The organism is Bradyrhizobium genosp. A (assembly GCF_049949275.1).
GTDB lineage: Bacteria > Pseudomonadota > Alphaproteobacteria > Rhizobiales > Xanthobacteraceae > Bradyrhizobium.
In genome coordinates this window covers 4,270,417-4,283,754 of record NZ_CP188196.1, presented here as the reverse complement: position 1 = coordinate 4,283,754, position 13,338 = coordinate 4,270,417, and the positions used below count along the sequence as shown (strand labels likewise).

Below are 13,338 nucleotides of genomic sequence, written 5' to 3'. Positions count from 1 at the left end.
AGTGGACAGGGCCTCATCGCGCCTGCCATGGCCTATCTTGCGCACAATTCTTGTGCAGTCAAGCGCCATGCCTACAGTTTAGACAGTTCTGCAAAGCTTTCAAGTGCAGTGCAGCAAAATGCTGAATCCCACAAACCGGGGAAACCCCCTTTTTTTGCGGGCCTGCCGTGCTAGAGGCATGCCGGCAATCACCCCACGTCCGACGCATCCCTTAACAGTTCAATATTTGAGTCCTATGGCGAAATCACAGCGCACCGCAGTCGTTCTTGTCGCGGCCGGACGCGGCCTGCGCGCGGGCGCCGGTGGTCCCAAGCAATATCGTGAGATCGGCGGCGTGCCCGTGATCTACCGCGCCATGGAAGCCTTCAGCACCCATCCCGACGTGTTCGCCGTGCAGCCGGTGGTGAACCCCGACGACGGCGCCATGTTCACGGCAGCGGTCGCAGGCCTGAAGCACGAGGCGCCGACCCATGGCGGCGCGACGCGTCAGGCCTCGGTGCTCGCCGGTCTCGAAGCGCTCGCCAGGCACGAGCCCGACATCGTCCTGATCCACGATGCCGCGCGTCCCTTCGTCTCGGCCGGCGTGATCTCGCGTGCGATCGAGGCGGCAAGCCGCACGGGCGCGGCGATCCCCGCGGTCCCCGTCACCGACACCATCAAGGTCACGAGCGCGAACGGCAATGTCGAGGACACGCCGGACCGGGCCCGTTTGCGAATCGCGCAGACGCCGCAGTCCTTTCGTTTCGACGTCATCCTCGAAGCGCATCGTCGCGCGGCAAAGAACGGACGAAGCGATTTCACCGATGATGCCGCGATCGCCGAATGGGCGGGATTGACGGTTGCGACCTTTGAAGGCGATGTTGCCAATATGAAGCTCACCACTCCCGAAGATTTCGTGCGCGAGGAAGCGCGCCTGGCCAGCCTGCTCGGCGACATCAGGACCGGTACGGGCTATGACGTGCACGCTTTCGGCGAAGGCCACCATCTCATGCTTTGCGGCGTGCGCGTGCCGCACACCAAAGGCTTCCTGGCCCATTCCGACGGTGATGTCGGCCTGCATGCGCTGGTCGATGCCATCCTCGGCGCGCTCGCCGACGGCGACATCGGCTCGCACTTCCCGCCGAGCGATGCGAAGTGGAAGGGCGCCTCCTCCGACCAGTTTTTGAAATACGCCATCGAGCGCGTGACGGCGCGCGGCGGCCGCATCGCCAATCTCGAGGTCACGATGATCTGCGAGCGACCGAAGATCGGCCCGCTGCGCGACGCCATGCGCGCGCGCATCGCCGAGATCTCCGGCGTCGACATCTCCCGCGTCGCCGTGAAGGCGACCACTAGCGAGCGGCTCGGCTTCACCGGCCGCGAGGAAGGCATCGCGGCCACCGCGAGCGCCACCATTCGTCTTCCATTTAACGAAAAGACCTGGAGCGTCTAGGCCATGGGCGGCAGCGACGCACGCGCCCTCTCCCGCTCGCTGCTCGATCTGTGCCGGATGCGTAAGCTGACGATCGCGACCGCCGAGTCCTGCACCGGCGGTCTCGTTGCCGGCGCGCTGACCGATATTCCCGGCTCGTCTGACGTCATCGATCGCGGCTTTGTCACCTATTCCAACGACGCCAAGCGCGCGATGCTGGGGGTCGAGGCCAGCACGCTCACCAATTTCGGCGCGGTCAGCAAGGAGACCGCGACCGCGATGGCGATCGGTGCGCTGGAGCGGGCCGGCGTCGATCTCGCGGTCGCCATCACCGGCATTGCCGGCCCCGGCGGCGCCACCCCGGGCAAGCCGGTCGGCCTCGTCCATTTTGCCGCCGCCGCGCGTGACGGCCGCATCATCCATCGCGAGCAGCGTTTTGGCGCGATCGGCCGCACCGCCGTACGTCAGCGCTCGGTCATCGAGGCCCTGCGCATGCTGATGGATCTCGCCCGTGGCCCGCAAGTGTCGGCCAAGCCGCGCCAAGCCGCCGCAGCGACCCGCCTGCGCCCACGCGTGACCCGCTCGCCGCGCCGGCACGCGGTGAAGCGCAGGACGCCGCGCCCACCGCGGGGGTGAAGCTTCTTACGCCGCCGCCGGATCATTGCGCCGTTAGCTCGATCCGATGAACAACGGGAAGTTTTTGTTCGATCGCCTTCGCAAGCACCGTGCCCGTGGTCCGTCCGAGTTCTTTCGCGATCACTGTGATTGGCTTGGTGCCTGCGAGCTTCCTGAGCCGGTTGAGGTCATCCTCACTCCACGATTGCTTCCAGCGCGCCATGTTCCACTCCACAAGACTACGACGACGCCAGCTTCGGCCGGCCGTAGATTGCGTCTGCCCGTTTCTCGAACGCAATAGAGAATCGCGCAAACGCGGCGTCGAACATCGAGCCCATCAGCATCGCCAGCATGCGGCTCTTGAACTCATAGGCGAGGAAGAAACCGACGTCGCAGACGTCATTGCCCTCTTGCTGGCCCTTGGGCTCGAACGTCCAGCGGTTTTCGAGATTACTGAACGGACCTTGCAGATATTCGACCAGAATCTTCAGATTGGTGCGATCCAGCGTCACGCGACTGGTGAAGGATTCCTTGACCAGCTTGAACGACACCGTCATGTCGGCGACCAGCACCTCGGTGCCGTCGGGCTTCGCCATGCGCTGGCGGATCTTCAGCGCGCTGCACAGCGGCACGAATTCCGGGTACCGCTCGACATCGGCGACCAGATCAAACATCTCGGATGCGCTGTGAATGACACGGCGCTTGCTCGAAAATCGGGGCATATCAGTTCAACGGGCCGTCGCGGCCCGCGCAGCCTTCAGTCTCGCAAAATCCTCGCCGGCATGATGCGACGAACGGGTGAGCGGGCTCGCCGACACCATCAGGAAGCCTTTGGTGTACGCGACCTTTTCGTAAGAACTGAACTCGTCCGGCGGCACGTAGCGCATCACGGCGTGGTGCTTGCGGGTCGGCTGGAGATATTGCCCGATGGTCAAGAAGTCGACGTCGGCCGAGCGCAGATCGTCCATCACCTGCTGCACCTCGTGGCGCTCCTCACCGAGGCCGACCATGATGCCAGACTTGGTGAAGATGGCGGGATCGAGCTCCTTGACCCGCTGCAGCAGCCGGATCGAGTGGAAGTAGCGTGCGCCGGGCCGCACCGTCAGATAACGCGATGGCACGGTCTCGAGATTGTGGTTGAAGACGTCGGGCCGCGCCGCGACGACAACTTCGAGTGCCCCTTCCTTGCGCAGGAAGTCGGGCGTCAGAATCTCGATTGTGGTCGACGGGCACGCAGCGCGGATCGCGCGGATGGTCTGGGCGAAGTGCTCGGCGCCGCCGTCGGCAAGATCGTCGCGGTCGACCGAGGTAATGACCACGTGCGCAAGGCCGAGCTTGGCGACGGCCTCGGCGACGTTCTGCGGCTCGGCCGCGTCAAGGGCGTTCGGCATGCCGGTTTTGACATTGCAGAAGGCGCAGGCCCGGGTGCAGGTGTCCCCCATGATCATGAAGGTCGCGTGCTTTTTGTCCCAGCACTCGCCGATGTTCGGGCAACCCGCCTCCTCGCACACCGTGTGCAGGCCGTTGGCGCGCACGATGTTGCGGGTGTCGGCATAGCCGCGGGTATTGGGCGCGCGCACGCGGATCCAGTCCGGCTTCGGTGGCGAAGCGGAATCAGGACGATTCACCTTTTCGGGGTGACGCGGGCGCAACGGGTTCGAGATGGTATCGACAATAACGACCATGATCTGTCCGGTCTGTTCAGGTCCTACCTAGTCGGTCTGGGTGCCAGCCGCAACCCAGCTCGCCCTGCTTCAGGGAACATGGCAGATATGGGCAATATCCTGCTCTGTTCTCAGGCGATTCTCACCTCGAATGGCTCCAACCTCGAAGACTTCCACTCCGCGACTCGGCAAATCGCTGAAGCGGGCCTTTTTCGACCGCGACGTCCGCGAGGTCGCGCGCGACCTGATCGGTGCGACCATGCTGGTCGACGGCGTCGGCGGGATCATCGTCGAGGTCGAGGCCTATCATCATACCGAGCCGGCGGCGCACTCCTACAACGGCCCGACGCCGCGGAACCAGATCATGTTCGGCCCGCCCGGCTTTGCCTATGTCTACCGCTCCTACGGCATCCACTGGTGCGTCAACTTCGTCTCCGAGGAGCAAGGCTCCGCCGCCGCCGTGCTGATCCGCGCGCTGAAGCCGACGCATGGCCTGGCCGCGATGCGCCGCCGCCGTCACGCGGTCGATGTGCACGCGCTGTGTTCAGGTCCGGGCAAGCTGACGGAGGCGCTGGGCATCACCATTGCGCACAACAGGCTGCCCCTCGATCGGGCTCCGATCGCGCTGCATGCGCGGACCGAGGATGTCGAGGTGGCAACCGGCATCCGGATCGGCATTACCAAGGCGGTCGAGCTGCCCTGGCGCTATGGCGTCAGGGGCTCGAAATTCCTCAGCAAGCCGTTTCCGAAATAGGCCTAGGAGGCCTGTTTCAGTCGCTCCAGAGCTTCGAGCAGCTTGGCCTTGCGGGCCAGTGCCGCCTGGCGCTTTTCGCGCTCCTCCTCGACGACCTCTTCGGCCGCGTTGGCGACGAATTTCTCGTTCGCGAGCTTGGACTCGGCACGCTTGATGTCGGCGTCGGCCTTCGCGATTTCCTTGTCGAGGCGCGTGCGCTCGGCGGCAACGTCGATCACGCCCTTCAGCGGCAGCGCGGCCACCTCGCCGCGGACGAGCAACTGAACCGCGCCATCAGGCGCGCGGTCCGCGAAGGAGATGTCGGAGAGACGCGCCATGCGCTTGATGACGTCGGTCCAGCGCGGCGCGCGTTCCTTCGTCTCCGTCGAGGCGCCCGCGAGCACCAGCGCCGTCAGCGCTGCCGGCGGAATGTTCATCTCGGCACGCACCGAACGGATCTGCGTGACCAGGTCGATCACCCAGCCGATCTCGGCTTCCGCCTTGGGATCGGTGAAGTCGGCATGGTCGAAGATCGGCATGAGGAACGCAGGCGAGATCAGCGGATCAGTCGGTCCGGCCGCAGCCGCAAGCATCGCAAGCTGCTCCGGTGTCGGACCGGACGGCTTCAGCGGCCATGCCGCCAGCGCGAGCAGGCCGTCGCGCTTGGCCGTCACCTCCCACAGCTCTTCAGTGATGAAGGGCATGAAGGGGTGCAGCAGCTTCAAGATCTCGTCGCGCGCCCAAGCAACCATGGCGCGGGTCTCGTCCTTGGCGGGGCTGTCGGGACCGAGCAAAACGGGCTTGGCGAGTTCGACATACCAGTCGCAATAGACGTTCCAGACGAAACGGTAGATTGCGCCGGCGGCATCGTTGAAGCGATAGGCTTCGATCGCCTCAGTCACCTCGCGCGTGGTGTGCGCGTTCTCATGCGCGATCCAGCGGTTCAGCGTTTCCTTGGCCTTTGCCGGCTCAAAACCCTCGGGCACGGCGCAGTGGTTCATCTCGGCAAAGCGGGACGCGTTCCAGAGCTTGGTTGCGAAATTGCGATAGCCCTCGACGCGGCTGGTGGCGAGCTTGATGTCGCGCCCCTGCGCCGCCATCGCGGCCAGCGTGAAGCGCAGCGCGTCCGCACCGTATTCGTCGATCAGGTGGAGCGGATCGATCACGTTGCCCTTCGACTTCGACATCTTGGCGCCCTTCTCGTCGCGGACGAGGGCGTGGATGTAGATGGTCGAGAAGGGCACTTCCTTCATGAAATGCAGGCCCATCATCATCATCCGGGCGACCCAGAAGAAGATGATGTCGAAGCCGGTCACCAGCGCATTGGTCGGATAATAGCGCTTCACCTCGGGAGCGTCTTCCGGCCAGCCGAGCGTCGAGAACGGCCACAGCGCCGAGGAGAACCAGGTGTCGAGCACGTCCTCATCGCGGGTGATGAAGCCTTCGCGCTTGTTGCGGTCGAGCGCCATCTCGCGGCCCTGCTCGGCCGTGATCACTTCCTGCTCGACGTAATAGCCGAGCGCGTGGCTGACGGCCTCTTCCTCGGTCTCCGCGACGAAGACCTTGCCGTCGGGGCCGTACCAGGCCGGGATCTGATGGCCCCACCAGAGCTGGCGCGAGATGCACCAGGGCTGGATGTTCTCCATCCACTCGAAATAGGTCTTTTCCCAATTCTTCGGGACGAAAGAGGTCTCGCCCGAGCGCACCGCCGCGATCGCGGGCTTTGCGAGGGTCTTGGCGTCGACGTACCACTGGTCGGTCAGGTACGGCTCGATCACGCTGTTGGAGCGGTCGCCGTGCGGCACCATGTGGGTGTGCGGCTCGATCCGCGCGACGAAGCCGAACGATTCCAGCCGCTCGACAATGCGCTTGCGCGCAGCGAAGCGGTCGACCTTGTTGAACTCCTCGGCGAATTGCGAGGCGCCTTCCGGCAGGCCGCGCAGATAATCCTCGTTGTCGAGGAGATCGAGGCAGCCTTCCTTGTCGAGCACGCTGATGCGGCGCAGGCCGTGGCGGTTTCCGACCTCGAAATCGTTGAAATCATGCGCCGGCGTCACCTTGACTGCGCCCGAGCCCTTTTCTGGATCGGAATAGTCGTCGGCGACGATTTTGATCTTGCGGCCGACCAGCGGCAGGATGACGTTCTTGCCGACCAGCTTCTGATAGCGCACATCCTCCGGATGCACGGCCACGCCGGTATCGCCGAGCATGGTCTCTGGGCGCGTCGTAGCGACCACGATAAAGGTCGCGGGATCCTCGGGATTGAACGTTTTGCCTTCGATCGGATAGCGCAAATACCAGAGGTGACCTTTCACCTCGGTCTGCTGCACTTCGAGATCGGAAATCGCGGTCAGGAGCTTGGTGTCCCAGTTCACCAGCCGCTTGTCCTTGTAGATCAGGCCGTCACGGTGCAATTCGACGAACACCTTGACCACGGCCTTGGACAGGCCCTCGTCCATGGTGAAGCGCTCGCGCGACCAGTCGCAGGAGGCGCCGAGGCGCTTGAGCTGGTTGATGATGGTGTCGCCGCTCTCGGCCTTCCACTGCCAGACCCGCTCCAGAAACCTCTCGCGGCCCATCTCGCGACGGCCGGGCTGCTGGCGCTCCATCAATTGCCGCTCGACCACCATCTGGGTGGCGATACCGGCATGGTCGGTGCCTGGCTGCCACAGCACGTCGCGGCCCCGCATGCGCTCGAAGCGGCACAGGATGTCCTGGAGCGTGTTGTTGAGGGCGTGGCCCATGTGCAGCGAGCCCGTCACGTTCGGCGGCGGAATCACGATGGTAAAGGGCACGGTGTCGCGGCGGTCGGGACGGCCGGCCTTAAAGGCGAGGCTATCCTCCCACACGACGGACATGCGGGCTTCGATATCGGCGGGCTGGTAGTTTTTCTCGATCATGGGGCGCTAGAAAGCCGCGCACGCGGTTCAAGTCAACGGAAAGCTCAGCGGCACAAGGGCTTTCCGGCCCGACCTGCAGGTCAAGCATGACACTGGAGCGGGGCTTTGTCGGGGCCGAACGGCCGGGTTCAGCGGCCGCCGCGCGAGACCCGTTCGATTTCGGCCTTCACGATGCGTTCGACGAGGCCGGGCAGATTGTCGTCGAGCCAGGATTTCAGCATCGGACGCAGCATCTCCTTGACCAGATCCTCCAGCGTCCGCGCATTGCTGCTGAGCACCGTGTGGGCCAGCGAGTTAAAGGCGGATTCGACCGCCGAGACGGTCGACTGGGCCAGGATCGGCTGCTGCGGCGGCAGCGGTGGGACGTCAAAGTCCACCGGCGCATAGGACGGCGCGGGTGTCGGACGAGGCGGCGGCGCTTCGGCGAATTCGAGATCGTCGCGCGGCTCGACCCTGCGGAAGCTCGGCGGCGGTGGTGCGGGCGTCGGCTCCGGGTCCATCGCCATCTCGTCGGTCAATTCGAGCACGTCGGGTTCGGGCTCAGGCTCGGGTTCCGGAGCACGGACCTCGGGCGCAGGCGTGGCCGCATCGAGCCCGGCCAGCAGCGCGTCGATATCGTCCTGGTTGTTGGATGCATCCGCCGCGGGCGCGGGAGGCGGCGGCGCCGGAGCTGGCTTTGCAGCCGGCGGCGGGGCGGGCCTCTCGGCAGCAGGCTTTGCAGGCGCGACCTTGGATGGCGGAATGTCGTTCATGGCCCGCGGCTTTGGCGGCGCGGCGGGCGCAGGCGCGGGCTTCGCGGCCTCTGCCGGCGGCGGCTTGGCCTCGTCGTCGGCAATGATGCGCCGGATCGAGGCCAGAATCTCCTCCATGGAGGGTTCTGTGACCTTTGCAGGCTGCGTCATCTCCGACTCCACATCATCAACGCCCTCGCATGCGTTGTTTTACACCAAGCACGACAGGATTGGCCGGTTCCGGATGTGTGCCTCGACATTTTCGTCGCGACAGCCAGACTTGTCCCCAGATCACGGCTCAACTTGAGGCGGCGCCCCTGCCCGTCACTCAAGCATTACGCATGCAACATTGGATGCGGGGCGAATCGACCCGCAGCTTCTTGGCAAGGCTATGTCAGGGATTTTGATGATTGCAAGCAATGCACCGGTCGGCCGCAGCTGTTTGCGAGGCCGACCGGAGGACTACGGGACTTAGCGTCCGTCAGGCGTGCGCACGCCGGCCCAGCTATCGCGGATCTGCTGGTAATGCACGCTCGGATCGTAGACCGTGGTGTTCAGGCCGAGCACCTGCGGCGCAAGGCGGCCAACCGCGCTGAGCACGGAGTAGGATGCGACCACGCGATCGTGCTGCGCGGTGACGAGTGCAACACGCGCGTTGACCAGCGCCTGCTGCGCGTTCAGCACGTCGAGCGTCGTGCGCTGACCGGCCTTGGCCTCTTCGCGCACGCCGTTCAGCGCGATCTCTGACGCCGTGACCTGCGCTTGCGCCGACTGCACCTGCGCCTTGCCGGCTTCCAACTGCCCCCAAGCCTGCACCACGTTGGCACGGGTCTGGTCGCGGGTGGTTTCGAGATTCAGGCGCTGCTGCGCCAGATTCTCTTTCGATTGACGGATGAGCGAATATTCTCCGCCGCCCTGATAGATCGGCACGGAAGCTGTCGCGATGGCGGAGGCGGTATTCGTTCGGAAAATGCTCAGGGTCTGCTGGTACGCCGTGCTGACAGCAGCCTGCAGGGTGACCGTAGGCAGCAGCGCGCCTTCGTTGATCTTGACCTGGAGAAAGTTGACGTCGATGCCGTACATCGAAGCCGTAACGTTGGGGTTCTCCACCAGGCTGAGATTGACCGCGGAGGCGATCGTCCGAGGCAGGAAACGATCGACCGGCGAGCCCGGAGCAAGATTGGTCGGCTCATTCCCGATGATTCGGCGGAAGTTCGAGCGCGTCGTCGTGAGATTCGATTCGGCGGTCAGCGCTTGGGTCCTGCCGGCCGCCAGTTGGGCTTCGGACTGCGCGACGTCGGTGCGCGTGACCTCGCCGACATTAAAGCGATCTCTGGTTTGCTTGAGCGTTTGTTCGAGCACGCGCACGTTGCTGCGTTGAACTTCGAGAGTTGCCGCATCACGCAGGTAGTCCATGTAGCTCGTGGCCGCCTGCAACAGGACCGTCTGCTCGAGCACACGTAACGCCTCGCGGGCCCCCGAGACCTGGCTCTCCGCCGCGCGCGTCCTGTTCGCGGTCTGATTGCCGTTATAGAGCGTCTGGGTGACGGTCAGGCTGGCGCTGTTGGATTGGGGGACGCCATAGAATGGCGTTCCCTTTTGGGCTGCCTGGGAATCCTGATATTGATACCCGGTGCTGAGGCTGACGCCGACCTTGGGACGATAGCCCGACAGCGCCTGCGGTACGTTCTCATCGGTCGAGCGCACCTGGGCGCGCTGTGCGTTGAGCTGCGGATTGTTCTGATAGGCGCGCACCAGCGCAGCCTCGATCGTATCCGCCAATGCAGGCGTCGGCCCGGCAAGCGCCGTCAGGAGAACCGAAACCGCTGCTCCGGTGAAGAACTTCACCCCATGCATCCCTGAAAATCCGTTCATTCTCACGCCAGGCTCGTGCCCGCGAGCCTGGTTACCGTATCCGAGTGGAGTCGTGGCCCCGCAGCAACATAGGACGCGGTCAAGCGGGACGGAACACCCTCTGGGTAGTTCTCAGTGGAAACTCTTTACGTGCAGCATCCCGGCCACACTTCTGATTCAGAACGGGATTTTAAGGGGTTTCGGCCGTCAGAACACGAAGGCGGCGGTCCGTTCCAGCCCGGGAAGCACCGGGGCGGCGGCGTCGAACAGCGGCCGATGGCCGAATTCGCCGTGGGTACGGGTCACGATCATGGCCCGCGACGGCCGGGATTCGGCCGAGACCCCCGCTAGGCGTCCCCCTTCCCTGAGCTGGCCGAACAGCCCGTCCGGCGTCACTTCGGTGGCGCCGTTGAGGATGATCACGTCATAGGGCGCGGCAGCCGGATCGCCCTCGGAACAGGCGGCGGCCTTGCAGGTCACGTTGGTGAGCCCGATTGCGGCGAAGGCGTCCTTGGCCTTCGCAGCCAGAGCCGAATCGCTCTCCGTCGCCGTGACCTGGCGGGCAAGCTTCGCGGTCAGCGCGGCGAGATAGCCGGTGGCGCAGCCGACGACCAGCACGTTGTCGCCTTCGCCGATCTCGGCGGCCTGGAGCAGCTTGCCGGTCAGCTGCGGCTTGATCAGGAAGCGCTTGGCGCCGCCCTCGCTCACATCGAGATCGAGGTCGAGATAGGCCAGCGCCTGCCGGCCCGCCGGCACGAAGGCCTCGCGGGGAACCGTGAGCATGGCATCGAGAATACGGCGATCGGTGACGTCATTGGTGCGCACCTGGCCATCGACCATTTTTTGGCGCGCGGTCGAGAAACCGGACATTTGCGGACCCTGCAAGGCGGACAATGCCGCGGACGAAACTTGGCGCATATTTGGAGCAGGCTCCGCGAAAACGCAACACGTCCGTTGGCCGGTGAACCAACGGCGATGCAACGCAGGTATCGGAGGCGAGATCGCCTATTCGATCGCGACGGCAAGCCGGCCAATCAGGGCCGCCACTTGGTCCAGCCGTGCCGAATCGGGGGTCTCGACAGCGCGCGCGAGACAGGCCAAGCATTCATCGTCGCTCAGCTCGGGGATATCGGCCGGCAGAATCGAGGGGGCCAGATGGGCGCGGTCGATCTGGATGTCGGGCATAGGAATCAGCTCCGTAAGAGTCCGGCCCCATCAAGCTCAATTTGAATTAAGTCGATTTGGTGCCGTCTGCGTGGCGGCGGTGCCGCAGCCACACACATCCGCTTGAACGCGATTCTGCTGGATCCAAGCGTAACGACGCTGGGAAACTGATCGAGTAACATCGCCCGCCGCATCAGCGGACGCCAACAAATAGTTGAAAATGAAGCGGAATTTGGCTCCCCGGGCTGGATTCGAACCAGCGACCATCCGATTAACAGTCGGATGCTCTACCGCTGAGCTACCGAGGAAAAGGCGAACCAGTCGTTCGCGCGCGGCTGCGTATAACAAAGCCGGTTGCGCTTGCAAAGGACGAATTCGCCATCCTTCGCAAAGCATCGAGGAAAGGCGGCCCTCCCTCGCGAAGGGTTCGTCCGGAGCGTGGACCGAGAGGTTCGACATGCCCTCGATCCGCGCTCCAGCTCGTTACGCGACGCAAGACGCGCAACGAGCCGGTTCATATCGTTTCGAATTCTCCGCAGCAATGAACCGGCATTCACAGATCGGCGGTGTTTGTATTCTCCGGCGCAGGCACAGCCGCAGGCGCGACCGCGGCACCATTGGCCTTGCCGGTGACGGCGCCGACCAGCGTCTTCACCGGATCGTCGCCCGGCGCAAAGCCGCTCTGGCGGAGGATCTCGTCGATCATCGGACGCAGCGCGTGCACCTTGAGCAGCTCGCCGGCCAGCCCTTCGCCGAAGCCGACATTGCCGCCACCGGCGCCATTGCCGCCAAATGCGCCACCAGTGTGGAGGATGCGGACGTCCTTGAGGTTGGCGATCGGCCTGACCATCTCGGCGAGCGCCGACGGCATCGTCTCGATCCGCTTCTTGGCGATCTCGAAATCGATGACGTTGCTGCCGAGCTTGTTCTGCGCCTCGTTCTTCAAGGTGATCACCGCAGCCTCGGCCTCACCGATGTTGCGGACACCGACCGCCTTGATCTTGTTGGACTCGGCTTCGGCCGTGGCCAGCGTCTTGACGGCCTCGGCGCGGTCGAGCGACGCCTTCTTCTCGGCTTCGGCGGCGACGATCAGCTCGGTCGATTTGCGCTCGGCTTCCGTGCGCGCGGCGAGCACCTGGGTGAGACGGGCACGGTCGGCGACCTCGACGGCGCGAGCGGTGACCACCTTTTCCTCGGCGGAGACGGCCAGGGCTTCTGCCGTCTTGGCTTCGGCCACCGCTTCCGAGGTCTGCTTGCTCTTGGACGCGATCTGGATTTCGTTCTCCTGGGTCGCGATCTGGATCTCGCGCTGGGCGTCAGTTTTACGCTTGTTGATCGCCAGATCCGACTCGATCACCGCGGTTTCCTTGACCTGCTTGGCGCCGGCCTCCTTCTCCGCGACTGCCCGGTCGGTGTCGATGCGGGCGTTCTCCTCGGTCAGGCGCGCGGTCTGCGTGGCGGTCGCGACTTCCGCCCGGGTGCTCGCAGTCTTGTTGGCGATGTCGCGCTCCTGCGACAGCTCCGCCTCTTTCTTGGTCCGCTCGATGGTCAGGGTCTGCTGCCGCGCCTCGAGGTCCTTCTGGGCAATCGCCACCTCGTTGTCGCGGACGATCGAGTTACGATCGCGCCGGCGCGTCTCGGTGACCGTCTTGAGCTGGGTCAGACCTTCGGCGTCGAAAAAATTCTCGGGATTGAAGAATTTGACGTCGGTCTGGTCGAGTTTTGTCAACGACACCGATTCAAGCTCGAGGCCGTTCGATTTGACGTCAGACTCGACCGTCGCCTGCACGTGCTTGACGAAATCGCTGCGCTTTTCCTGCAGCTCCAGGATGGACATGGTGGCTGCCACCGAACGCAGGCCATCGACGAATTTTGCCTCGACCTGGTTACGCAAGGCTTCAGCGTCATTGGTCAGCGCGCCCAGTGTCTGGCTCGCAAGCGCAATGCTCTCGTCGTCGGGGCGGACCCGCACATAAAATTCGGCGACGATGTCGACGCGCAGGCGGTCCTTGGTGATCAGGGATTCCCGCTCCTTGCGCTCGACGGTGAGCCGCAGCGTCTTCAAATTGACACTGGCATAGGAGTGGAAGATCGGCAGGATCATGGCGCCGCCGTCGAGCACGACCTTCTTGCCGCCGAGGCCGGTGCGCACGAAGGCCTCGTCGCGGGTGGCGCGTTTGTAGAGAATGGTGAAGACGATCCCGAGGACGACGATCAGCGCGACGCCGATCATGGCCGGGACTGCGATATCGAACATGACTTTCTC

At 64.3% G+C, this 13,338-nt stretch carries 12 protein-coding genes and 1 tRNA gene; 3 read left to right on the top strand and 10 right to left on the bottom strand.

Annotated elements, in window-relative coordinates:
• The first annotated feature begins 235 nt into the window (after positions 1 to 235).
• The gene (locus tag ACP2YP_RS19870; RefSeq protein ID WP_426418064.1) at positions 236 to 1,432 is read left to right on the top strand and encodes a bifunctional 2-C-methyl-D-erythritol 4-phosphate cytidylyltransferase/2-C-methyl-D-erythritol 2,4-cyclodiphosphate synthase; all 1,197 of its coding nucleotides are present in this window, start codon (positions 236 to 238) and stop codon (positions 1,430 to 1,432) included.
• A gap of 3 nt (positions 1,433 to 1,435) precedes the next feature.
• The gene (locus ACP2YP_RS19865; protein WP_426418063.1) at positions 1,436 to 2,047 is read left to right on the top strand and encodes a CinA family protein; all 612 of its coding nucleotides are present in this window, start codon (positions 1,436 to 1,438) and stop codon (positions 2,045 to 2,047) included.
• 22 nt (positions 2,048 to 2,069) lie between these two features.
• On the opposite strand, the gene ACP2YP_RS19860 is transcribed toward ACP2YP_RS19865, so the two are convergent.
• From ACP2YP_RS19860 to lipA, 3 genes are read right to left on the bottom strand one after another with little or no spacing between them, the layout of a single operon-like run.
• Complete coding sequence (locus ACP2YP_RS19860; protein ID WP_426418062.1) at positions 2,070 to 2,249, bottom strand: hypothetical protein; 180 nt, start codon at positions 2,247 to 2,249, stop codon at positions 2,070 to 2,072.
• A gap of 16 nt (positions 2,250 to 2,265) precedes the next feature.
• Positions 2,266 to 2,748: a type II toxin-antitoxin system RatA family toxin gene (locus tag ACP2YP_RS19855; protein ID WP_426418061.1), complete on the bottom strand. Its 483-nt coding sequence runs from the start codon at positions 2,746 to 2,748 to the stop codon at positions 2,266 to 2,268.
• 6 nt (positions 2,749 to 2,754) lie between these two features.
• Entirely contained in the window at positions 2,755 to 3,711 is a 957-nt protein-coding gene (gene lipA, locus ACP2YP_RS19850; protein WP_426418060.1) for a lipoyl synthase, read from the bottom strand.
• A gap of 130 nt (positions 3,712 to 3,841) precedes the next feature.
• Between lipA and ACP2YP_RS19845 the strand changes: the two genes are divergently transcribed.
• The gene (locus ACP2YP_RS19845) at positions 3,842 to 4,444 is read left to right on the top strand and encodes a DNA-3-methyladenine glycosylase (protein WP_426418059.1); all 603 of its coding nucleotides are present in this window, start codon (positions 3,842 to 3,844) and stop codon (positions 4,442 to 4,444) included.
• 2 nt (positions 4,445 to 4,446) lie between these two features.
• Here the strand turns inward: ACP2YP_RS19845 and ACP2YP_RS19840 are convergent, their stop codons facing one another.
• The 7 genes from ACP2YP_RS19840 to ACP2YP_RS19810 all read right to left on the bottom strand — a co-directional run bounded on the left by ACP2YP_RS19840 (position 4,447) and on the right by ACP2YP_RS19810 (position 13,329).
• Positions 4,447 to 7,323 carry a valine--tRNA ligase gene (locus ACP2YP_RS19840; RefSeq protein ID WP_426418058.1) on the bottom strand — a complete coding sequence of 959 codons (2,877 nt, stop codon included), beginning with the start codon at positions 7,321 to 7,323 and terminating at the stop codon, positions 4,447 to 4,449.
• Positions 7,324 to 7,451: 128 nt separating this feature from the next.
• Entirely contained in the window at positions 7,452 to 8,225 is a 774-nt protein-coding gene (locus tag ACP2YP_RS19835) for a PopZ family protein (RefSeq protein ID WP_426418057.1), read from the bottom strand.
• 300 nt (positions 8,226 to 8,525) lie between these two features.
• Positions 8,526 to 9,911 carry a TolC family outer membrane protein gene (locus ACP2YP_RS19830; protein WP_426426206.1) on the bottom strand — a complete coding sequence of 462 codons (1,386 nt, stop codon included), beginning with the start codon at positions 9,909 to 9,911 and terminating at the stop codon, positions 8,526 to 8,528.
• 204 nt (positions 9,912 to 10,115) lie between these two features.
• A complete protein-coding gene (locus ACP2YP_RS19825) occupies positions 10,116 to 10,778 on the bottom strand; it encodes a protein-L-isoaspartate O-methyltransferase family protein (RefSeq protein ID WP_426418056.1) in 663 nt (220 codons plus the stop codon).
• Positions 10,779 to 10,913: 135 nt separating this feature from the next.
• Positions 10,914 to 11,093: a hypothetical protein gene (locus ACP2YP_RS19820; RefSeq protein WP_426418055.1), complete on the bottom strand. Its 180-nt coding sequence runs from the start codon at positions 11,091 to 11,093 to the stop codon at positions 10,914 to 10,916.
• Between the two features lie 212 nt (positions 11,094 to 11,305).
• Positions 11,306 to 11,380: transfer RNA gene (locus tag ACP2YP_RS19815), tRNA-Asn, on the bottom strand.
• Positions 11,381 to 11,625: 245 nt separating this feature from the next.
• Positions 11,626 to 13,329, bottom strand: coding sequence for a flotillin family protein (locus tag ACP2YP_RS19810; RefSeq protein ID WP_426418054.1), 1,704 nt, complete (start codon positions 13,327 to 13,329; stop codon positions 11,626 to 11,628).
• Between the last annotated feature and the right edge of the window lie 9 nt (positions 13,330 to 13,338).